Genomic DNA, 20604 nt, shown 5'->3' with positions numbered 1-20604 from the left:
ATTAAAGCTTATGGCGTATTCTAAACTGCCGTGTAACGCGCCTGAAAAGCAGCAGTCTACTGAAGAAGCTCTTACAGCTAGTTATCGGGCCAGTATGCGTATTCAGGCTATGCGTATAAATGGCATAGCGCATGAAGCGTCTTCCCTTCGGCATGAACTTTCACAGTCTCAACATCAGCTTAGCATCTGGCAGCATACGTTATCTTGGCGTCTCACGGCTCCGTTGAGGGTTGTCCGGCACTTAAGTAAGGGGCAGTTACCAACAGGCCGAAAAATCTCGGACGTTTACCGTAGGCTGCAAGAAATTTATCAGGATGAAGGTGCTGCAGGGGTACGGTTTCGTATTTCTCATCGCTTGGCACGTTCATCTATTGGCCGTGCTGCTGAGCGTCTATTTGAACGCAAACCCACCAAAGTTGTTGCGACGGTTGATGGTGGAGCTAAGAAAACTACAAGTATTTTAACGCATGAAGAAAAAATAAATCAGGTTTATTCCGCGTATGTAAGTCAGGACCGCTTAAAGGATTTTACACCTCGGATACTCATTATTGCAGAGTTATCTTTACGCCAATGTGCCAAATATCGGGTTTGGCAGAAAGAAGAGCAACTACGGTCTTTAGGCTGGCTTGTAGACGTTGTTGATTGGCGAGAAACGGAAGAAGCTCTTTCAGCCCTTCAAGTATGCACAGAGGTAATTTTTTACCGTGTTCCCGCTTTTCCCGCAGTTGAATTGCTTCTTAAGGAAGCTCGGCGCTTAGAACTTTCACCTTGGTGGGAGGTAGATGACCTTATCTTTTCTGCAGAAGATTATAAGCAGAACGGTAATCTGGCTACGTTGGATAAGCAGGAGCAAGAAGAGCTTCTTTTTGGCGTTCGGCTTTTTCGTAAATGTTTGCTGTCCTGCGATAAAGCCATCGCCTCTACGCGCGTATTGGCTCAGGCAATGCAGAAAGCCGGTATTCAGCATACCGTTGTTATAGAAAACGCGCTGGATCAGCAGACCTTGGATGTGGTGGCCGACATTCGGCAAAACGGTGTGCCCCAACATGATACGCAACGCGAGATACGTATTGTCTATGGTTCAGGCACACGCACACATGATGCTGATTTCAGGCTGGCAGCAGCAGGCATTCTTGCGGCCATGCAAGCAGACCCACGCCTGACACTTCATATTATCGGAGATCTCACTCTGCCATCAGAGTTTGATGCGTTGGGTGAGCGTGTACAAACCCAGACAGGGTTGGATTACGCTGCTTATATGCACTTATTGGCACAAGCAGATATTACGATTGCCCCATTAGAACCTACAATTTTCAATGATGCCAAAAGCAATATCAAATTTCTGGAAGCTGCTGTTCTAAGCCTGCCAGTGATCTGTTCACCGCGTGATGCGTTTATGCAGATTGTACAGGATGGCCAAAATGGGCTTGTTGCGCAGACAGATGCAGAATGGCGCGATGCTATTTTAAAGCTGGCGGCTGATAGCACATTCCGCAAAACACTCGGCGATCAAGCGCGTACAGACGTTCTGGACCACTATAGCCCAGAAGCCATTGTGAAGAATCAGGTTTTGCCAGCTTTTGGAAAGCCGGATGTTCAGCTGTCAGCAGAATTCCGCATATTATGTGCCAATATTTATTATGAACCCCGGTCATTCGGGGGGGCAACATTTGTTGCAGAGGAAATGGCCCGTAGGCTCCAGCAGCAGAAAAATACAAAGGTTGCTGTGTTTACATCTCGTCCTGCTCTAGCGCAGCGAGGCAAGGCGAGTATTCGCTATTGTATGGAAGGCACAGATATTCTGGGTGTTATAACCCCCCCAGATCATGATTCTGTAGCGGGATTGGATAATACAGATGCTACGCTGGCCTTTAAAAAGTGGGTAGAGGCCTTTCGTCCTTCTGTTGTGCATTTTCATGCAACACAGGGGTTGGGATTAGGTTGTGTAAGAGTATGTATGGAAAAAAATATTCCTTACGTCATTACCTTGCATGATGCGTGGTGGCTATGTGAACGGCAGTTCATGGTCAAAGCCGATGGACATTATTGCTTTCAGGAAAAAATCAATCTGCATACGTGCCAGCTTTGTGTGCCGCATGCGCGGCATCTTGCGGAACGTCAGGTATTGATGACAACGGCTATGCAGCACGCAGCGCTCTTGCTGACCCCAAGTGCCGAACACCGTGCGCTTTTTGTTGCGAATGGAATTTCAGCAGACAAAATTCGCATTAACCGGAACGGGTTTTTGTGGCCCAAATCTCCTCATACACCACGAGCAGCTGGCCAGAAGCTGCGGTTTGGCTATGTTGGGGGAACGGAAGAAATAAAAGGATACTCTCTTGTAAAGCGTGCTTTTGAAGCGCTGAAACGAGATGATTGGGAACTGATTATCGTTGATAACAAGCTTAATCTAGGTATCAAATCTGTTTACACAGGGGCATGGAAAACACAGGGGCAGGTTTCCACCATTCCAGCCTATACGCGTGAAACCATAGATGCATTTTTCAATAGCATTGATGTGCTTCTGTTTCCTTCTCAGTGGAAGGAAAGCTATGGTTTAACTGTGCGTGAAGCATTGTCGCGCGATGTATGGGTGATCTCTACCGCCCCAGGCGGGCAGGCAGAGGATATTGAGGATGGGGTGAATGGCACCCTTATCCCTATAGATGGCAGGCCGGAAACCTTGCAGATGGCGGTAGAAGACCTTCTGGATACACCCGGATTTATGCAGAATTATGTGAACCCGAACAAAGCCAGCCTTGCCACGTTTGAGCAGCAAAGCGCAGAGTTGGGAAACTGGTTGCGCGAAGTAGCTCAAGTTTCAGGTTAACGCATAGACCGTTTTAGATAGCCTACTTTCCAGCGTAGGCTATCTGCCCTGCTGATAAGGTTATAAAGCGCGCGGCCTTTTGCTGTTGTGGCAGCAGGTGCTGGTCTGGGTTCGTTTTTGCAAAAGCTGTCTGTAATCCATTGTGGGTCAAACCCGCAGGCTGGTGGAATAACTTCCGGCCATTGCTGCAAGTTCGAGATGGCAAAGCTGTTGTTACGTAAGAGTTCTCGCTTGATAAAAGGCACCTGCCCAGAGGCGGCAAGAGAATACCAGTGCGTGTGCATAGGGTTTGTAGGTAGAATGCGCGCGAAGGGTGAGTGTAAATCGCTCCAGGCTGCCTGAAGGGGAATACCAGCCTCTTGCAGTGCAACGGATAACCCTAATTCTCCATGCCAGATAATTTCATTCCGGCTCATCTGTTCAAAGGGTAGGGAGAAAACGCGTTGCACGGGTGCGGCTTGGAGTGTTTGCTGTGAAAGCCCAACAAACCATGATTGTAAGTGCGGCGTAACAAGCCGTGAGGCAACAAGCCCCCAAGCGGGTAAAGTATATGCGCGGGCTTGTTTTAGCATGTCGGCAAGTGGCCGAAATGGCCCGAAAACGCTGTCGTTCGCTAAAAGTATGTATGGGGCTTGAGATGCAACGTTTTTTTGGAACAAAAAGCGCCATGCGCCAAAGTCCATCCCTCCATTAGGGCGTTGCCAAACGTGAATATTGTTTTTTTTACAGAAAACAATGGTTTCTTCATCTGGTGGTGTTTCACCAGAAAGAACCAGATGCAGAATAAAGCCGCAGTCCAAAATGTTTTTTAGGTAAAACCGTGTAAAAATTGGTAAAATACCATCTGGTGCGAATGCAGCAAAAAGACACACAGACCCCGGCGGCAAACCTGTGTCTGAAAAGTCACATGACCCGTTTTTGCTGACAGGATCGGGAGGATTTAAAAGATGCTGCATTTTTTAAGTTGGTTTTTTCATCAAAATGTGACTACAAGCCCTTAAAGCATAGGCATGATAGCCAAATAATTCTTGTGCATACAGTTCTGTCTGAAAGGGAGTTAGTACTTCATGAGCAAGGCCTTTATTGCAGCAGTGATCCAGGACTCGATCAACTGCACCGGCGTTGCCGCCAATCAGGCAGCGAATGACCTTATTGATGCAATTGTAGAAGAACTGAAGCGCGAAGGTGGTTTTACACTTCCTTCTTTTGGTACTTTTACAGTGCGTAAAACCAAAGCTCGTAAGGCTTTGAACCCCCGCACAGGTGAGCAGGTGAAGGTCAAAGCTGGTAAAACAGTACGCTTTAAAGCAAGCCCGAATCTGAAAAAGGCTGTTTAAGCCTGCACAGTTGTGTAGCTGAATAAGCTTTTGAAAGAGCCTTACGGACATTGTTTCGTAAGGCTCTTTTTGTATCAGGAATGATCGGGAGTAATGTTTTCCAGCCTGTCCAGCTTGCGGAGGCCGGGGAAGAGTGCCATCCAGATTCCGCTAATGCACAATGTGCCAATACCGCCTAATACAACGGCGGGAACCGGGCCAATAGCAGCGGCCAGCATCCCGCTTTCAAACTCTCCCAGTTGGTTGGACGAACCGATAAAGAGCATGTTCACGGCAGAAACGCGGCCACGCATTTCATCTGGTGTGCCAAGTTGAACCAATGCGCCACGCACCATAACGCTAATAACATCAGCTCCGCCCAATATTGCTAACATGACAACTGAAACGGCAATGGAGCGAGAAAAACCAAAGGCGATAGTGGCAAATCCAAAAATGGCAACGGCTGTAAACATCCATAATCCAGCATGCCGTCCTAAAGGATGACGCGCCAGAATAGCGGCCACCAATAAAGCACCAATACCGGGAGCCGCACGCAGCAAACCTAACCCCCAAGGGCCAGCATGCAGAATATCATTTGCAAAAATGGGAAGCATGGCTGTTGCCCCCCCTAACAGAACAGCAAACAGATCCAGAGAAATAGCGCCCAGCATGGTGGGTTTGCGGCGTAAAAAAGCAATACCGCCAAAAACAGCACCTAGCGTTGCAGGTTGTTTGGCGCGTGTTGGAAATTGTAATTTCATGGAAAAAGTACAAAACGCTGCAATAGCAAAGCTAAGCGCACACAGCGCGTAACATACTCCAGCACCCAAACCGTACAGTAACCCGCCCAAAGATGGCCCTGCGATACAGGCTACTTGAAATAGGGAAGAAGAAAGGGCGGCTGCACGAGGGAAGAGTGCAGGTGGCACCAGAGAGGGAAGAAAGGTTTGTTGTGCAGGTGCTTCAAAGGCGCGGCAGATGCCAAATATCACCACAAGCCCATAGATCATGAAGGAAGTGAGGTGATGTGAGAAGGATGCATACGCCATGAATGCCGTAGCAAGCGCTTCAATCACTTGGCACGAAATAACAATACGCTGCCTGTTATGCTGGTCTGCTGCGTGCCCGGCAGGAAATATAAACAGCACCATAGGTAAAAATTGCGCCAACCCCACAAAGCCTAATGCGGCTGCACTGTGCGTAAGGGCATAAACCTGCCACCCTACAGCCACGGCTTGAACTTGAGATGCAAAGGCAGAAAGTGTTCTGCCTCCCAGAACAGCAGGAATACCTGATTGTTTTAAAAGTGAAGGTGACGGCGCAGAAGGGTTTGTCATGAGAACGGGGGCAGTCTGATAGAGCAACAGAAAAAGCACTAATGGCGTTTTCTACCAGAGAAAGGAATATCCCGTAACGTCAAGAGTAAGTGTGAGTATAAGAAAATGTGCTCAGAATAGTTTTATTTTTCTGGATGAGATGTTTGGGAATTTGAATGTAGCAGTGATTTTTTACTTGTTTAATAAAATATAAAACACAAAAATTCTTAAAATTAAACGGTTTCACTTTTTTGTATAAAAACAGGAAACGCGAATATTTTTTGGAGATATCAGTTCTGGCTGGGGCGGGAGGATTCGAACCTCCGCATGGCGGAATCAAAATCCGCTGCCTTACCGCTTGGCTACGCCCCATCAGCATTAAGCTGCCAGTGCCGCTCTTTTAAGGCAAACTGGCAGCTCTCGTAAAGTCTGTTTTTCAGATCTTTATCAGAAGTAAAGAATTAGTGGCCTTCTGCAAAGCTGGAATCTGCATTGGGCAGCACTTCAAGATCAGGCAATCCATCATCCAGAGAAGCCGCTTCATCACCCGCAGGGAAGAGGCCAAAGCGGGCTGCTTTGTCTAAAGCCTGATCCAGAGCTGCCATTGTGCTGCCCATATCCGGGCTGTCATCTTTTTCCCATGCGCGCAAAGTGTGGGTCCATATGCCCACAATCATGTTCACGCGCACAAAGCCACCCAGCCCGTTGGCGTTAATGCCTGCGGCATCTGCCATCCAGCGCATGCTTTCAAGCGTGGCCCCGCCCAGAATAATAGCTAGGGGAGGATCCATAGGCAGGCTGCGCAGCACAGAGCCAAGACCATCGCGATATTGCTGGAACACATCCAGCCGCCGCATCAACAGGTCAAACAGGCGTTCACGCGTGTTACCGCTTACCGTGTCATCAGCCAAAGCCACATCATCGGCCATGCGGCCAAGACGGAGCAGGATGGACGCCTTAAGCGGAAAGCGTTGCCGTGCTTCACGCAGGGAAAGGCCAGCATCACGCGCGGCATCCAATACAGAAATGCTAGACCAGCCACGCTCTGCAGCAAGCGTTAAAGCAGATGAAACCAGCGCTGCATCAAAATCATCATTGTCCATTTAAAAACCCGCGGGAGAAGAAAGAGAAAATATAATCAACAGTCATAAAGGCAAAAATCAGGATGCAAGTTCCTTGGCGCGCTTAACTGCAGCCGCAATGGCGGTTGAAACAGCGTGTGGCCATGCATCAGATGCCATCAAAACCTTCAGGGCCGCTTCTGTTGTGCCGCCGGGGCTTGTAACATTCCGGCGTAATTCTGCCGCATCAGTGGGGAGCTGATGCAACATTTGCCCCGCTCCATAAATGGTGCCCCGCGCGAGCGCACGGGCTGTTTTGGCATCCAACCCTTGCTCCACGCCTGCCTGTTCCAGCAGTTCTGCCAGAAGGAAAACATAAGCGGGTCCGCTACCGGAAATGGCAGCTACGGAATCGATCAACCCTTCCTGTTCAACCCATACGGTTTTACCCACAGCGCTGAGGAGTTGATCACACTGCTTTTTCTGCTTTTCAGAGGCTTCGGGCGGTGCGTAAAGCCCGCTCATACCAGCGCCCAGAGCAGAAGGCGTATTGGGCATGCTTCTGATGATCATTGGAGAAGCCGCAGCATTTCCTTCCCGGCAAGCTGCCAGCAGGCTGGCAATCGTGCGGCCAGCCATAACGGAAAGCAGTGTGCCGTTAGGGAAGCGCTGGGCCAGCTCTGCCAAAACGCCATTGGCTTTTTGGGGTTTGACAGCAACCAGAATAATATCGGGCTTAAAATCAGCCGGAATTGCATCAAGAGAGCGCACAACACGGTGAGGAGCAGGAAGCTCCGCAAGGTGCCGATCCATAACTACAGAAGGGGCTAGCCCGCGTGCCAACCAGCCTTCCAGCATGGCACCGCCCATTTTACCGCAACCAACCAAAAGAATGGAGGGCAGGAGGGGGGTGTTTGTCATTATGCTTCTCCCTGACAATCAATCATGGCTGTTGCGAGTGCTGTTTTGGCATCCAACCCTGCGTGTAGAAAAAAGCGGAAAGCAGGGTAAAAGCGTTCGCATTCAGCCAATGCAATATCAATCATGTCTTCAAATACATCGGTAACAGATGGCGTGCCGCGTAACAGCAACGCATGGCGAAAGAGCAAAACGCCATCTTCTGTATCCAGGCTAAAGTGCCCAACCCAGATCTGCTCATTCGCCAACCCGATCAGTTCGTACAGATCAGAATACTGCGTGGGTGCTGCCTTAAGATCGAACGCACAGGTAAACAGAATAGCGCCCAGTTCGGCAGACCATGAAAAGAACAATCCGTAATCACACCAGCGGGAAGGGGCTTCTGCCGCCATTTCTGTGGGTGTGCAGCGTTCGAATGTCCACCCATGTCCACCAATCACCTGCTCCATGAGGTCAAGCGGATTGGTGAGCATGGATGATGCTTCAGAGGTCAATGCTGGCATGGGGTTACTCCGTGCCTGCGGGAAGGCAGATAAAGAATATTAAGGGGAAGTAGTGCTTCAGTCCTGATGCTGATGCCCGTGTTCGTGCGTGTTATGGGCCAGCTTGTGTTCCAAAGCAGTTACGCGTTCTTCTAGCGCAGCAAGGCGGCGTTCGGCTTCTTCCTGGCCAATGCGGGCCTGGGCCGCCAGATCACGCATCACTTCAAATTCTTCACGGCGCACAACCTGCAGGCCTGTCAGCACTTCATCTACGCGGCTGCGGACAATAGCGTGGATTTCTTCGCGCACACCTGTAAGGGCGGAAAAAGCTCCACCGGCCACGCCGGCAAGATCATCAAAAAAGCGCGGTTTGTCAGCCATGACCGGTTTCTCCATCATTCTGGTTTGCGGCATAAATGTTACCAAAGTGTGTGTATGCCGATATCTTACGTTCTGGGCTTTATAAAGAGTATGAGCGCCAGATGCCACGCCTTACTTTTAGCGGCTGCGGGATATATGGGTATCAGCCATTCATATGGTGCCGGGCATCCATTGACCGCGCTTGCGAGCGTTCCCATTATTATAAGTAATGTAATGAAAAAGCTGAGGGCACGTGCATGCTCTTTTTATGCGGCCTTCAGGGATATGGAGAAAGTGATTTATGAACAATTTAACGGCGGAGGCATATCTTAAACCCCGCCTGGAAGCTTTTGTGAAAGAGGCAGAACAGGCCGGGTATTCGCGTGATGTGGTGATTGCTCTGCTTATGAGCCTGTTGGATACGGATAATTTTTCCGATTCCAGCCCAGCTAAGCAGGGAGGTGCTGCATGAGCGCGCGTGATCCATATGACGTGCTGGGTATTTCCAAAAGTGCCAGCCAAGATGACATTCGCAAGGCTTACCGCAAATTAGCCAAAAAATATCATCCAGACCTGAATCCGGATGACAAAAAAGCGGAAGAAGAATTCAAAGCCGTTAATCAGGCGAACGATCTGCTCTCAGATCCAGAAAAACGTGCGCGTTTTGACCGGGGTGAAATTGATGCCGCCGGGCAGGAACGTCATCCTGGTTTTGGTGGTGGCGGTGGATTTAATGATTTTGGCGGCGGTGCCGGAGGCTTCCGCTACAGTGGCGGTCCTGGTGGTGCAAGTGGCTTTACTGAAGAAGATCTGAGTGATCTTTTCGGGGGCATGTTTGGCGGTGGCGCACGGGCGCGTCGTTCTGGCCCTCGCAAGGGGGAAGATCGGTCCTATACGCTCAAGGTCAGCTTTCTGGATGCGGTGAACGGCGGTAAATCTCGTATTACCTTGCCCCAAGGTAGCACGCTTAATGTGACGATCCCTCCGGGGATAGAAGACGGCAAAGTGTTGCGCCTGCGTGGTAAAGGCGCACCAGGGGTGCAGGGCGGCCCAGACGGGGATGCGCTGATTACCGTTACCGTGATGCCTGATCCCACATACACGCGGGAAGGGAATGACCTGCGGGAAAATTTGGATGTAGATCTTAAGACTGCTGTGCTTGGTGGGGCTATTATGGTGCCAACCCCAACAGGAACGGTGAAGATGAACGTACCTGCGGGGTCGGATACAGGAAGCGTATTGCGGTTACGCGGTAAAGGCGTGCAGGCGCATGGATCACGCCCAGCGGGTAATTTGTATGTGACGCTGCAAGTAAAAATCGGCAAGCCAGATGCCGCTTTGCAGGAGTTTCTGAAAAACTGGAAACCTGCAGAAGAAAAATAATTCAGGCCGATAAAATCTTTCCCCGCTCATTTCTTTTGGGCGGGGAAAGGTATGGAGTTTCAGTTATTCACCGTCATCGCGGTAAAGAGGAACTTCCATTTTATGTCCGTCTTTTTTAAGCAGCACCAGTTGAGCTGTATTTTCTGAAAGGCGAGTTAGCGTAGCAGTTACGTCTTCTTGCTGTCCTTCCCATACCTCATTGGATTTACGCGCCAGGGCAAAGTGGTTTTGCTTGACAACTTTGCTGATATTGTCTGGCACAACCACCAATAAACGTGCCGCAGGACCAACAGCGCGGTTACCCATAATGGTAATGGGTTCCATAACCATTGTGACAGCCCATTTCCCCATAAAACTTGCAATGGAATAAGGCTGGGCCGGCGCAGCTTTTTCTGTTGCGGCAGGCTTATCTGGGGTTTGGGCGAACACGGGAGAGACAAGGAGGCTGGTGGCAAGCAGTGCCGAGGCAATCTGTTTCAAGTCTGAAACTCCAAATGAATTTCTTCTTATGTGAACCCCCGGCGGGGGTGGCGTCCACCCATTTTAGGACATGGGGCCAACCCATAGCTCTTGACGAAAAGGGTAATCGTAGCCAGATAAGTGCCACAGACAAACCAGCATTGCATAAAATGAAAAGGGCACAGGTATGAGTGAAGCAGAACGGCAAAACAGTGTAGTTTCTCCGGCTTCTGCAGCTTCTGCTTATGATACCATTTCTTTTAAAGAATGCTGCCAGATGGCAGGTGCCATGTTTTTTGTATTTGCCTGCCTGGCATTAGGCCTGCACGCTATTTATTACGCAGGCTACTAACAAAAAGGCCGGATAAACCGGCCTTTTTCTTTTACTCGTGGCGAAGTGTCACAACCAATACATCACGATAAGCGGGTAAGGCAGGGTCTACAGCCTGCACAGGCGTTACCCCATGATACACGCGGCTATCGTTTACAAATGCGGTATCCAGAGGGTTGGTGAGTGTAAAGCCACCTACGCGTTGGCGGTTAAGATCGTGAATGGATGTTTCTCCGCGCGCAATATTTTCTCTGCGGATCATCACAACACAGACCCAATCCACTCCATCCCGGTGCAGGCCTTCCGGCGTAGGCTGCCCGGCAGTATCTTTGCTGGCTTCAATGCGGAACTGATGAATTTCTGCATGCCATGCTGAAGGGCGTTGCTTGGCAGGGGTCATATCCACTGCCAGCCGATGCATAAGCTTTAGAATGGATAATAAAGCTGGGTTATTGCCAATTTCTGGCAGCACAGGCTGAAACCAGCGTTCAATCCCTCCATTCAGTGTATTGTAATCTCGACTCTGATAATGGGGCTGATGAGGTTTGCGCAGGATTTCCTGATCAGAAAGTGAGAACGTGGCGTAGCGGCGGCGGCGATACCGTCCGCCATCCGCCATATATCGGTCACATCCCAGATCATTCCAGCTTGCGGCAAACTGATCCCAATCAGCTAACCCAAAACCTTGCAGAATGGGGCGCATGCTGGCCGCTTGCAGGAAGGCAAAGCCCTCCTGCGCTAGCGGTTTTTCAATACAATCAAGGGATATTGCACCCCCTGAAAGGTTCAGGCCGGTTTCAGGCATGTGGTGGTTCTTTTGCTGCAGACGGTGCCTCTGGGGCAGAAGGTTTAGCTTCTTCCTGCGCCTGAGCTGCACGTTGGTTGATTTTTTCAAGCAGTTCCGGCGGCATTGTGTCCATTGCCAAATGGACCGGCGTGCCGGGTGGCGTGGTGGAGTAAGATGTTGGCGTGTAGAATTTTACACCCTGCGCTGCCATGCGGTTTGCAATGCGGCGGTAAAACTCACGCTGCACTTTCCACTTCATCATAGGTGCGGTTTTGATGGAGCCCACCAGCACAGCACCGTTTCCGTCCGAACTATCAACACCCAGATCAACATAATCGGACAGGATGATGTTCTTGTAAGCATCTTCCTTGCGCATTTCCTGAACGGTGTCCTGCATGATCTTGGCAACGCGTTCGCTGCTTTCGGTCAGATCCACCGTCTGGTGCACAATAACCTGGTTAAACCCACGGGCCGTATTGGCAATGGAGGTTACGGACGAGAAGGGAATGATGTGTAGGTCACCATCCACAGAGCGCACGCGCAATGTACGGATGGAAAGATGCTCAACAATACCGGCAATCCCTCCGGTGGTTACCCAATCCCCAACCTGAATGGCATCTTCCGCCAGCATGAAGAAGCCGGTGATAACGTCTTTAACCAAGCTCTGAGAACCAAAGGAAAGACCAACACCCAAAATACCGGCACCGGTTAGCAAGGGCGTGACGTTAATACCAATTTGGGAGAGCGTGGTAACCGCCACAAAGATGATGATAACGGCCAGTAGGACAGTGCGGATAATAGGCAGCACTGTACGCAGACGTGCCGCGCGCGCGGCCTGTGCGCTGGAGGTGTAACGGGTAATCTGTTTTTCCAGCAGACCGTTCACCACTTCCCACGCCACAGCGGCAACTGTCATGCCGATAAGCAGACAGATAGCTGCGCCAATCAGACGGCCACCAAGAGCGGAATCAAAGAAGAAGCGGAAGCTGGGGATGCTCCAGCTTTGAGCAAGGCAGACAATGGTGATGAAAATAATGGCAATGGTGATAATCCGGCGCACGAACGGGTAATAAAAATCCGCCCGTTTTTGCATGCCCGGATAACTGGCTTCCAACGTGGGGCTGATGCGGAACAGCCTGTCCTGCAGGCCGTATGCCAACAGGGCAATAACGCGGGAAAGCACCAAGCAGAGAAACGTCAACAGTGTTCCACGCAGGATCCACTGATACCCGCCTTTAAGATGTGCGGCCCAGACAAACCACAGCGCCATGTCCAGGAACATCACGGGCACCCACCACACATGCGCCAGCGTACCAGCAAAAGCCCATAGGGCATTTTTACGCATGTTGGGGGAAGGTTGCAGTGCCCGTGCCACAATATGGCGGAGGCGCCAGATAAAGGCAGCAATAATCAGATGCTGGATCAGCACCACAGCACGCTGCATGGCGTCCACACCGCGGGGGCTAAGGTCAAACTCACTTCCCAAGGTGGAAAGACAGATCACAATGGAAGGGGCCGCCACCAACACGTTCCACCACCGTGTCAGCAAGTGTGCTGTTTCATCCGATGCAGGAATAAGCCGGATAGCAGGGGAACGTGGTGCCAATGTTGTTTCCACAACCAGATAAAGCCCACGCGCAATGGCATAAGCATTGATAAGGGTGAGGGAAACAGTGTGGGCTTGTGCTGTAGTGGTAAGGAATTCTGCGCCCAGATAGCCGACAAGCAGGCACACCCCAACGGGCAGCAGCTTGATAAGAAAATGCAGCACATTATATGGCACGCGTACTAGGTAACGGAGCACCTCGGTGCCGCGCCGCTGGTCATTTTCACGCGTTTGCGTGGTATCCGCATCGTTTGCTGCTGCGGCATCGCTACTATCGGCTGCTGCGGCAGTTTCGGCTGAGGCTTCGAGCCGTTTTTCCCTGTTTTCTGCATGCTGCGTTACAGAGTTCAGCGGTTTGCGCATTGCAATGCTGGTGGCACGCTCCAGCACGAGGGCGAGACCAATAATCAGCAGGGCGCGACTAAACGCATCAATCAGAGTTTGCCGAGAAGCCGGATTGCGGATTTCATTTTTGAACCATGGCCCAACAACACTCAAATCTTTGAAAAGGCTGGTGAAGTTGTTCAGATAGCCATGAATCGAGCTTTGCAGCGTATCCAGTTCTGAATGGACATCGCTGTCTATCACAGCGTTATCGGCTTGTGGTTTAGCCGCTGCGGGCGCTGGAGCCGCTTTGGATGCGGCGGCTGGTTGTGCAGCCGGTAAGCCCTTGGCCATGAGGGAAAGAGTTTTGGAAAACTGTTCCCGCTTCTGCGGATCGTTCAGAACGTTCAGTAACTGCTGAGCATCCTGTTGTGTCAGACCATTGGTTTGAGGAACCGCTGCTGTCGTATCTGCCCGCGCATGCGTAACAGGGAAAAGAAAACCCAATCCCAACGCAAATAGGCAAAAAAGACGACAAAGCCATGCAGCCAAAGAAGGCGACTGAGGCGGAGAGGGTGAAAAGGATAGACTCTGATCCGGGCTATTGGCCGCCATGGGGGCGCTGCATCCTTTGCTGAACGGGTAAGATAATAAGGGCGCGCAAAAAAGTGCCGCCCAATCTGCCTCTAGGGTAGGAGGCAAATTGGGCGGCATCAAGATGATGCGTGCTGATAGCAGTTGTTCAGGAAGGAGCGGGTCAGTTACCGGTGTGGTTGAAAGGGTGCAACTTGCTGCGTTTCTGCCCGAATAACCAACGTGCCGGCTATAAGGTCATGCAATCCCTGCTTGCGCCGCGTAAACGCAACCATGATGACGCCGATATATAGCAGCGGGAAAGAGATAAAGGCCTTGATGACAAAGCGCAGAATAGCCTGTGCCAAACTGATCTGCCCACCTGAAAGTGTTACCACTTCCAGCCTGCATACTCGTTTACCGGGGGTACCACGGAGGGAAGATGCCTCAAACAACACATAATAGATCGCCGGAATGAGGGCGAGCAGTAGACTGGCAAGTGGCCAGGGACCTGTATGAATGTGTGGGATAAGAACCGAGATGTTTTCAGGCTGCACGAAGGAGGCAACATCTACCACATTCATGCTTTGTCCGGAACCATCAATGGGGAGTTCCTGCCAATCCACAGTGACATTGGGTGCAACAAAAAAGCCCAGAACGGTTTCTATGGCTCCAAGGATAATGCCATCAATCAGAAAAGCCCATACCCGCCACCAGAAGCCGGCGTAAATCCATACAGGAGCGGGTGTGCCGGGCTGCATTCCATAAAAATCGCCAGAAGGAGCCCCCCAGCCGGGAGGCGGTGCCGAATTGGACATAAGAACCTGCTCCGCAGGAAAGATAAGTAAATAAGCAGTGGGCAGAAAGTAGTGTTTAACTGCGGTAAGACCCGTTGATATCAATATAGCCGTGGGTTAGATCGCAACTCCAGGCCTGAGCAGTGCCTGCGCCAAGGCCGAGATCAACAGCAATGTCGATTTCCTGCCCTTTCATATGCGCCACCACAGGGGTTTCATCATACCCATCCACAACGGTGCCGTTACGAGCAATGCATACACCGCCAATAGAAACAGAAAGCGTATCGCGGTCTGCGGGTTCCCCACATTTGCCAACAGCCATAACAACACGGCCCCAATTGGCATCTTCTCCCGCTACGGCAGTTTTCACCAGTGGGGAATTGCCAATAGCCATAGCCACACGCCATGCAGATTGATCGGAAACAGCACCGCTGACCTTAATGCTCATCAGCTTGGTAATGCCTTCACCATCGCGAATGACCAGCAGCGCAAGATCGTGCAGAACGGCGTTCAACGCAGTGCGGAAATCAGCCAGTTCCGGGTCTGTCAGAGCATCTGTGGTGGCGGCAATGTCCGGATTCTGCGCCGCTCCGGTAGCAAATAGCAGCACCATGTCGGAGGTTGAAGTATCCGAGTCCACCGTAATGCAATTGAAGGTTTTTTGGATACCAGCGCTCAACAGGGCCTGTAGCACCGGAGCAGGTAGTTTGGCATCCGTTGCCACAAAGGCAAGCATGGTGGCCATGTCTGGCGCAATCATGCCACTACCTTTGGCAATGCCCTGAATAATAACTTCCGTGCCTTTAATGGTGGCTTTACGGACAGCAGCTTTAGGGAAGGTATCCGTAGTCATGATTCCGCGTGCGGCATCTTCCCATCCGGTTTCAGAAAGGGCGGTATGCAGCGCGGGGAGGGCAGAGGTAATGCGCTCGGCGGGCAGGATTTCCCCAATAACGCCGGTAGAAGCCAAATAAACATTTTCGGCAGAGCAATCGGCCAGTCTGGCAGTTGCTTCTGCTGTGGCTTCGCATGTTTTGCGTCCGGCTTGGCCGGTAAATACGTTGGCGTTCCCGGCGTTTACAACTAGTGCACGGGCTTCGCCTTTGGATAGAATAGCGCGGCACCAGTCTACAGGTGCGCCGGGGCATTTGGATTTGGTAAATACGCCCGCCACTGTGGTGCAGGGGGCCATTTCTGCCAGAACCAGATCTGTGCGGCCCTTATAACGAATACCAGCTGCAATAGCGCCAAGGCGAATCCCACGCACAACACCAAGTTCCGGCATTGGCAGGGCCAGGGGGGAAACGGGGATTGTCTGCGCCATCTGGCGGTATCCTTAAGGGTATCTGAGCAAAAACCTCGCCCTAAATAAGGGGCGAGTTTTGCGGTTTAATGGTCTTATTTCTGAGGTGCAGCGGCAGGTGCAGGCGCATCAGCCAGCGGCTTGCCGGTGTTGGGGTCAAAACGTACGATTTTGACCTGATTGGTGGCTTTATCCACGGCTTCACGCACATATTTCTGGATAAGGGCCTGACGGATTTTGTCACGCACTGCGTCCAGTGTGGGAACCGGGTCTGTACGTGTGTCCAGCACCTGAATGACATGGTAGCCATACTGGCTTTTCACCGGAGTGCTGCTGATTTCACCCTTTTTCATGGCGAAGGCGGCATCGGAGAAGGCCGGGATCATGTCTGTTTTCTTGAACCAGCCCAGATCACCACCGTTCTGCTGGGCGCTGCCCTTATCGGTAGAAACTTGAGCAGCCAGTTTACCAAAATCTGCACCAGCCTTCAGCTTCTTGATTACATCATTCGCTTCGGCTTCGGTTTTCACCAGAATATGGCGGGCATGCACTTCTTTTTCAGCTGGCTTGCCTGCGTAGTTCTGATCATAATACTGCTTAACGGCATCATCAGTCAGATGTGGCATAACCTGCTCAGACAACCACGCATTTTGCAATGCGGTGTTGGATGCGTTCACCATCATCTGCTGGGTTTCAGGCTTTTTATCCAAGCCTTCTTTTTGGGCTGTAATCAGAATGGCTTTCTGATCTGCCAACTGGTTGACCAGCATGGGGAAAATCAGGTTCGGGGGTAGCTGGCGCATCTGCGGTGGCAGAGAGATCATGGCCGTCTGCACATCAGACAGCGTGATTTTTTCACCATTCACGGTGGCTACCACGGCGTTGGGGTCTGCTGGCTTTGCAGGTGCGGCCGCTGCTGCGGGGGCCGGGTCTGCTGCAAAAGAGGGCGTGCAAAGGGTGGTAGTAGCAAAAAGAGCTGCTGCTGCCAGTCCAAACGCGTGGGGAATAAGCCGCATGTGTATTAAAACCTTTAAAGCCATTAAAACCTGTTTATCCTGTATGAAGGAGGGCTTTCCACCCGGCAACCCCTGTTTCAATCCTGCTTCCACCGGTACGGTTGGTTGACCGCAACCCGCCCCGGTCCTATTTTGCACGGCAAGCCAGCCATGCCAGTGTCCCTTGCTGCATTACCATTTGGGGTAGTGCAGGGGTAAGGGGCCGCATTGTTCCGGAAAGGTGTTCATGCTTTCACGCTTTGTCCGCGCCCTGTTCGGCACCGCCAACGACCGGACGCTTAAGATATTTCAACGCCGGGTGCCGGAGATCAACGCGCTTGAACCACAGGTGCAGGCGTTGGATGATACCGCTCTTTCTGGCAAAACGCAGGAATTCCGAGACCGGATCGCCAAGGGCGAAAGTCTGGATGATCTGCTGCCCGAAGCCTTTGCTGTGTGCCGTGAGGCCTCACGCAGGGTGTTGGGGATGCGGCATTTTGACGTGCAGCTGATTGGCGGCATGGTGCTTCATTCTGGCCGCATTGCAGAAATGCGCACCGGGGAAGGTAAAACCCTGGTGGCTACGCTGGCTGTGTATCTCAGCGCGTTGGCAGGCAAGGGCGTGCATGTTGTTACTGTGAACGACTATCTTGCAGCGCGTGACGCTGCAGAGATGGGGCGGCTTTACAGTTTTCTGGGCCTGACAACGGGCGTGATTGTGCCCAACATGCCTGATGATGCGCGCCGTCAGGCTTATGCGTCTGATATTACGTACGGCACGAACAACGAATTCGGCTTCGATTATCTGCGTGATAATATGAAGTACCAGTTGGGCGAAATGGTGCAGCGCCCCTTCTACCACGCGATTGTGGATGAAGTGGATTCGATCCTGATTGACGAAGCTCGTACTCCACTGATTATCTCCGGCCCGGCAGAAGATAGCTCAGACCTGTACCGCGCAGTGGATGCCGTGGTTGCTCAGCTTGTGCAGGATCCGACAACCTTTGAAAAAGATGAAAAGTTCCGTACGGTTATTCTGACTGATGCCGGATCTGACCATGTAGAAAACCTGCTGCGTCAGGCAGGTGTGCTGGATGAGGGTGGTCTTTACGATCTGCAGCATGTGGCTGTGGTACACCACGTTCAGCAGTCCTTGCGTGCGCATACGCTGTTCTCGCGGGATGTGGATTACATCGTGCGTGATGGCAAAGTGGTGATTATTGACGAATTCACCGGGCGCATGATGGAAGGCCGCCGGTATTCCGATGGTCTGCACCAGGCGCTGGAAGCCAAAGAGCACGTGGAAGTTCAGCAGGAAAACCAGACGCTGGCTTCCATCACCTTCCAGAACTATTTCCGCCTTTATCCCAAGCTTTCCGGCATGACCGGCACCGCCATGACAGAGGCGGATGAGTTTGCAGAAATCTACAATCTGGATGTGGTGGCCATTCCCACCAACCGTCCGGTTGCCCGTAAGGATGAAGACGACGAGATCTATCTGACAGAACAGGAAAAGTTTGCTGCTGTTGTCAAACTCATCCGAGATGTGCACGAACGCGGCCAGCCGATTCTGGTGGGCACCACGTCTATTGAGAAAAGTGAAGCGCTTTCAGACCTGCTGAAAAGTGAAGCAATTCCACATAACGTGTTGAACGCGCGTTTCCATGAAATGGAAGCAAAGATTGTGGCGCAGGCGGGTGCACCGGGTGCCATCACTATTGCCACCAACATGGCTGGTCGAGGCACGGATATTAAGCTCGGCGGCAACGTGGAAATGCTGATCTCCCAGACCTTGGGGGATATGGAAGAGTCTCCAGAGCGTGAAGCTGCTGAGAAGGAAATTCGTGATCGCGTTGCACGGGATCATGACATCGTGCAGCAAGCAGGTGGCTTGTATGTTGTCGGCACGGAACGGCATGAAAGCCGCCGTATTGATAACCAGCTGCGTGGCCGTGCAGGCCGTCAGGGTGACCCCGGTAATTCCAAATTCTTTATCTCGCTTCAGGATGACTTGATGCGTATTTTCGGGTCAGACCGCATGAGCGGGATGTTCCAGAAAATGGGCATGAAGGAAGGCGAGGCCATTGTTCATCCATGGTTGAGCAAGGCGCTGGAACGGGCGCAGAGAAAAGTCGAAGCCCGCAACTTCGATATGCGCAAGAACACGCTCAAATATGATGACGTGATGAACGACCAGCGCAAGGAAGTGTATGCCCAGCGCCGTGAATTCATGGCGACTGAGGATGTTTCTTCCATCGTGACGGAAGCTCAGGAAGACGTCATCGATGCAATGGTCGCGCGCCGTATCCCGGAAAAATCCTTTGCGGAACAGTGGGATGTGGCTGGGCTGACGGAAGACGTGCAGAAAACCTTTGGCTTGGATCTGCCTATAGCAGCTTGGGCCAAGGAAGATGGTATGGATGCCGAGGCTGTGGCTGACCGGATCAGCCAGGCTGCCACGCAGGCGCAGGCTGCCCGAGCCGCCAATATTGGCCCGGATCTGATGCGCTTTATTGAAAAGCAGATTCTGCTGACAACATATGACGCCGTGTGGAAAGAGCATCTGCATGCGTTGGATCAGTTGCGGCAGGGCATTGGCCTACGTGCTTATGGCCAGAAAGATCCGCTGAACGAATATAAGCACGAAGCCTTCCAGCTCTTTACATTCATGTTGGAAGAAATGCGCCAGCGTGTGGTGGGGCTGATGGCACGGGTGGAAGTGACACCCCCGCCAGCAGCGGCTGATCCGTTTGCCGATACGGCAGAAATTCATGCTGACCCGGAAGTGCAGGGATATGCATCGGAACCGGGGCCGGGCCTTTCACCCGGTGCATCGCCGGAAATGGCCACGCCTATCGGTGGCAGTGCCATTATGCCGGATGATCCTTCAAGCTGGGGTGAAACACCTCGTAACGCGCCCTGCCCATGTGGCTCGGGCCAGAAATACAAGCATTGTCATGGGCGGCTTGTCTAAAGCCTGCCCGGCACTGTTGCAGACGACAAGGTAAGGAAGATGGCTGGTCATTCCCAGTTTAAGAACATTATGCACCGTAAAGGTGCACAGGATGCAAAACGCTCCAAGCAGTTCGGTAAGGTTATTCGTGAACTTACGGTAGCAACGCGTTCGGGCTTGCCTGATCCGGCAGCTAACCCACGCCTGCGTGCAGCCATTTCTGCCGCGCGTGAAGTGAACATGCCCAAAGACACCATTGAGCGCGCCATTAAAAAAGCATCTGGCGCTGCGGGTGGTGATGATTATGTGGAAGTGCGGTACGAGGGCTACGGCCCTGCCGGTGTAGCCGTTATTGTTGAAGGGCTGACCGATAACCGTAACCGTACCGCATCAGACGTGCGTGCAGCATTTTCCAAGCACGGTGGCTCTATGGGGGAAACAAATTCCGTTTCCTTCATGTTCCGCCGCTTGGGTGTGATCACGTACCCGGCTTCTGTTGCTTCTGAAGATGAAATGCTGGAAGCCGCTATTGAAGCTGGTGCAGAAAACGTTGTCTCCACCGAAACTTCACATGAAGTAACGTGTGAAGTGGAATCCTTCTTTGCCGTGAAGGATGCGCTGGAAGCACGCTTTGGTGAACCGGAAAGTGCCAAGCTGGACTGGCGCCCCGAAAACACCGTAACGCTGGATGAAGACAAAGCACGCACCCTGTTCAAGCTGCTTGATACGCTTGAAGACCACGATGACGTGCAGAATGTGTACGCCAATTTTGACCTGCCGGATGATCTGGCCGAAAAACTTTCGGCATAA

At 51.8% G+C, this 20604-nt stretch carries 19 protein-coding genes and 1 tRNA gene; 7 read left to right on the top strand and 13 right to left on the bottom strand.

Features of this window, described 5'->3' with window-relative positions; genetic code table 11:
* Nucleotides 1-10: 10 nt before the first annotated feature.
* Nucleotides 11-2830, top strand: coding sequence for a glycosyltransferase (locus APA10_RS00400; RefSeq protein ID WP_035366050.1), 2820 nt, complete (start codon nt 11-13; stop codon nt 2828-2830).
* On the opposite strand, the gene APA10_RS00395 is transcribed toward APA10_RS00400, so the two are convergent.
* Nucleotides 2827-3786: a rhamnan synthesis F family protein gene (locus APA10_RS00395; RefSeq protein ID WP_003630307.1), complete on the bottom strand. Its 960-nt coding sequence runs from the start codon at nt 3784-3786 to the stop codon at nt 2827-2829. The genes APA10_RS00400 and APA10_RS00395 overlap by 4 nt on opposite strands.
* A 111-nt stretch (nt 3787-3897) precedes the next feature.
* On the opposite strand from APA10_RS00395, the gene APA10_RS00390 reads away from it, so the two are divergent.
* Nucleotides 3898-4167, top strand: a complete 270-nt coding sequence (locus APA10_RS00390; protein ID WP_003623313.1) for an HU family DNA-binding protein — start codon at nt 3898-3900, stop codon at nt 4165-4167.
* A 74-nt stretch (nt 4168-4241) separates the two neighbouring features.
* Here APA10_RS00390 and APA10_RS00385 read toward each other — a convergent pair whose 3' ends face one another.
* The 6 genes from APA10_RS00385 to APA10_RS00360 all read right to left on the bottom strand — a co-directional run bounded on the left by APA10_RS00385 (nt 4242) and on the right by APA10_RS00360 (nt 8304).
* Nucleotides 4242-5522, bottom strand: coding sequence for an MFS transporter (locus tag APA10_RS00385; RefSeq protein ID WP_003623314.1), 1281 nt, complete (start codon nt 5520-5522; stop codon nt 4242-4244).
* Nucleotides 5523-5759: 237 nt separating this feature from the next.
* Nucleotides 5760-5834, bottom strand: a tRNA-Gln gene (locus APA10_RS00380).
* 89 nt (nt 5835-5923) lie between these two features.
* A complete protein-coding gene (locus APA10_RS00375) occupies nt 5924-6565 on the bottom strand; it encodes a hypothetical protein (RefSeq protein ID WP_003630305.1) in 642 nt (213 codons plus the stop codon).
* 57 nt (nt 6566-6622) lie between these two features.
* Complete coding sequence (gene proC / locus APA10_RS00370; protein ID WP_003630304.1) at nt 6623-7444, bottom strand: pyrroline-5-carboxylate reductase; 822 nt, start codon at nt 7442-7444, stop codon at nt 6623-6625.
* Entirely contained in the window at nt 7444-7944 is a 501-nt protein-coding gene (locus APA10_RS00365) for a type III secretion system chaperone family protein (protein WP_003623320.1), read from the bottom strand. The genes proC and APA10_RS00365 overlap by 1 nt, the downstream gene beginning before the upstream one ends.
* Nucleotides 7945-8001: 57 nt before the next feature.
* The gene (locus APA10_RS00360) at nt 8002-8304 is read right to left on the bottom strand and encodes an accessory factor UbiK family protein (RefSeq protein WP_026019353.1); all 303 of its coding nucleotides are present in this window, start codon (nt 8302-8304) and stop codon (nt 8002-8004) included.
* A gap of 280 nt (nt 8305-8584) precedes the next feature.
* On the opposite strand from APA10_RS00360, the gene APA10_RS15065 reads away from it, so the two are divergent.
* Both APA10_RS15065 and APA10_RS00355 read left to right on the top strand, forming a co-directional pair.
* A complete protein-coding gene (locus APA10_RS15065; RefSeq protein WP_003623324.1) occupies nt 8585-8755 on the top strand; it encodes a hypothetical protein in 171 nt (56 codons plus the stop codon).
* Nucleotides 8752-9666: a DnaJ C-terminal domain-containing protein gene (locus APA10_RS00355; protein WP_003630302.1), complete on the top strand. Its 915-nt coding sequence runs from the start codon at nt 8752-8754 to the stop codon at nt 9664-9666. The genes APA10_RS15065 and APA10_RS00355 overlap by 4 nt, the downstream gene beginning before the upstream one ends.
* A gap of 63 nt (nt 9667-9729) precedes the next feature.
* On the opposite strand, the gene APA10_RS00350 is transcribed toward APA10_RS00355, so the two are convergent.
* A complete protein-coding gene (locus APA10_RS00350; protein ID WP_003623329.1) occupies nt 9730-10146 on the bottom strand; it encodes a hypothetical protein in 417 nt (138 codons plus the stop codon).
* A gap of 166 nt (nt 10147-10312) precedes the next feature.
* Between APA10_RS00350 and APA10_RS15060 the strand changes: the two genes are divergently transcribed.
* Nucleotides 10313-10477, top strand: a complete 165-nt coding sequence (locus APA10_RS15060; RefSeq protein WP_003623332.1) for a hypothetical protein — start codon at nt 10313-10315, stop codon at nt 10475-10477.
* A gap of 31 nt (nt 10478-10508) precedes the next feature.
* Here APA10_RS15060 and APA10_RS00345 read toward each other — a convergent pair whose 3' ends face one another.
* The 5 genes from APA10_RS00345 to APA10_RS00325 form a co-directional block, all read right to left on the bottom strand.
* Nucleotides 10509-11261 carry a 2OG-Fe dioxygenase family protein gene (locus APA10_RS00345; protein WP_003623333.1) on the bottom strand — a complete coding sequence of 251 codons (753 nt, stop codon included), beginning with the start codon at nt 11259-11261 and terminating at the stop codon, nt 10509-10511.
* On the bottom strand, nt 11254-13887 hold the full coding sequence (locus APA10_RS00340; RefSeq protein WP_080587099.1) for a mechanosensitive ion channel family protein: 2634 nt from the start codon (nt 13885-13887) through the stop codon (nt 11254-11256). Before APA10_RS00340 ends, APA10_RS00345 begins: the two co-directional genes overlap by 8 nt.
* A 47-nt stretch (nt 13888-13934) precedes the next feature.
* Nucleotides 13935-14564 carry an RDD family protein gene (locus tag APA10_RS00335; protein WP_003630300.1) on the bottom strand — a complete coding sequence of 210 codons (630 nt, stop codon included), beginning with the start codon at nt 14562-14564 and terminating at the stop codon, nt 13935-13937.
* Nucleotides 14565-14619: 55 nt separating this feature from the next.
* Complete coding sequence (gene argJ, locus APA10_RS00330) at nt 14620-15867, bottom strand: bifunctional glutamate N-acetyltransferase/amino-acid acetyltransferase ArgJ (protein WP_003630299.1); 1248 nt, start codon at nt 15865-15867, stop codon at nt 14620-14622.
* 74 nt (nt 15868-15941) lie between these two features.
* Nucleotides 15942-17000: a peptidylprolyl isomerase gene (locus APA10_RS00325; RefSeq protein ID WP_080587098.1), complete on the bottom strand. Its 1059-nt coding sequence runs from the start codon at nt 16998-17000 to the stop codon at nt 15942-15944.
* Nucleotides 17001-17088: 88 nt separating this feature from the next.
* Between APA10_RS00325 and secA the strand changes: the two genes are divergently transcribed.
* A complete protein-coding gene (gene secA, locus APA10_RS00320; protein ID WP_035365826.1) occupies nt 17089-19815 on the top strand; it encodes a preprotein translocase subunit SecA in 2727 nt (908 codons plus the stop codon).
* Between the two features lie 39 nt (nt 19816-19854).
* Nucleotides 19855-20604 carry a YebC/PmpR family DNA-binding transcriptional regulator gene (locus APA10_RS00315; protein ID WP_003629649.1) on the top strand — a complete coding sequence of 250 codons (750 nt, stop codon included), beginning with the start codon at nt 19855-19857 and terminating at the stop codon, nt 20602-20604.

This window comes from Acetobacter pasteurianus subsp. pasteurianus LMG 1262 = NBRC 106471 (genome assembly GCF_000285275.1).
Taxonomy (GTDB): Bacteria; Pseudomonadota; Alphaproteobacteria; order Acetobacterales; family Acetobacteraceae; genus Acetobacter; species Acetobacter pasteurianus.
The sequence above is the reverse complement of the archived record's forward strand: the minus strand, read 5'-3'. Positions and strand labels throughout refer to the sequence as shown.

What these genes read in the sequence shown, in the direction of transcription:
- APA10_RS00315 (WP_003629649.1), top strand. Translation starts at nt 19,855, where the DNA reads ATGGCTGGTCATTCCCAGTTTAAGAACATTATGCACCGTAAAGGTGCA.
- APA10_RS00360 (WP_026019353.1), bottom strand. Translation starts at nt 8,304, where the DNA reads ATGGCTGACAAACCGCGCTTTTTTGATGATCTTGCCGGCGTGGCCGGT.
- APA10_RS00335 (WP_003630300.1), bottom strand. Translation starts at nt 14,564, where the DNA reads ATGTCCAATTCGGCACCGCCTCCCGGCTGGGGGGCTCCTTCTGGCGAT.
- APA10_RS00340 (WP_080587099.1), bottom strand. Translation starts at nt 13,887, where the DNA reads ATGCCGCCCAATTTGCCTCCTACCCTAGAGGCAGATTGGGCGGCACTT.
- APA10_RS00365 (WP_003623320.1), bottom strand. Translation starts at nt 7,944, where the DNA reads ATGCCAGCATTGACCTCTGAAGCATCATCCATGCTCACCAATCCGCTT.
- argJ (WP_003630299.1), bottom strand. Translation starts at nt 15,867, where the DNA reads ATGGCGCAGACAATCCCCGTTTCCCCCCTGGCCCTGCCAATGCCGGAA.
- APA10_RS15060 (WP_003623332.1), top strand. Translation starts at nt 10,313, where the DNA reads ATGAGTGAAGCAGAACGGCAAAACAGTGTAGTTTCTCCGGCTTCTGCA.
- APA10_RS00395 (WP_003630307.1), bottom strand. Translation starts at nt 3,786, where the DNA reads ATGCAGCATCTTTTAAATCCTCCCGATCCTGTCAGCAAAAACGGGTCA.
- APA10_RS00390 (WP_003623313.1), top strand. Translation starts at nt 3,898, where the DNA reads ATGAGCAAGGCCTTTATTGCAGCAGTGATCCAGGACTCGATCAACTGC.
- secA (WP_035365826.1), top strand. Translation starts at nt 17,089, where the DNA reads ATGCTTTCACGCTTTGTCCGCGCCCTGTTCGGCACCGCCAACGACCGG.
- proC (WP_003630304.1), bottom strand. Translation starts at nt 7,444, where the DNA reads ATGACAAACACCCCCCTCCTGCCCTCCATTCTTTTGGTTGGTTGCGGT.
- APA10_RS00355 (WP_003630302.1), top strand. Translation starts at nt 8,752, where the DNA reads ATGAGCGCGCGTGATCCATATGACGTGCTGGGTATTTCCAAAAGTGCC.
- APA10_RS00400 (WP_035366050.1), top strand. Translation starts at nt 11, where the DNA reads ATGGCGTATTCTAAACTGCCGTGTAACGCGCCTGAAAAGCAGCAGTCT.
- APA10_RS15065 (WP_003623324.1), top strand. Translation starts at nt 8,585, where the DNA reads ATGAACAATTTAACGGCGGAGGCATATCTTAAACCCCGCCTGGAAGCT.
- APA10_RS00345 (WP_003623333.1), bottom strand. Translation starts at nt 11,261, where the DNA reads ATGCCTGAAACCGGCCTGAACCTTTCAGGGGGTGCAATATCCCTTGAT.
- APA10_RS00375 (WP_003630305.1), bottom strand. Translation starts at nt 6,565, where the DNA reads ATGGACAATGATGATTTTGATGCAGCGCTGGTTTCATCTGCTTTAACG.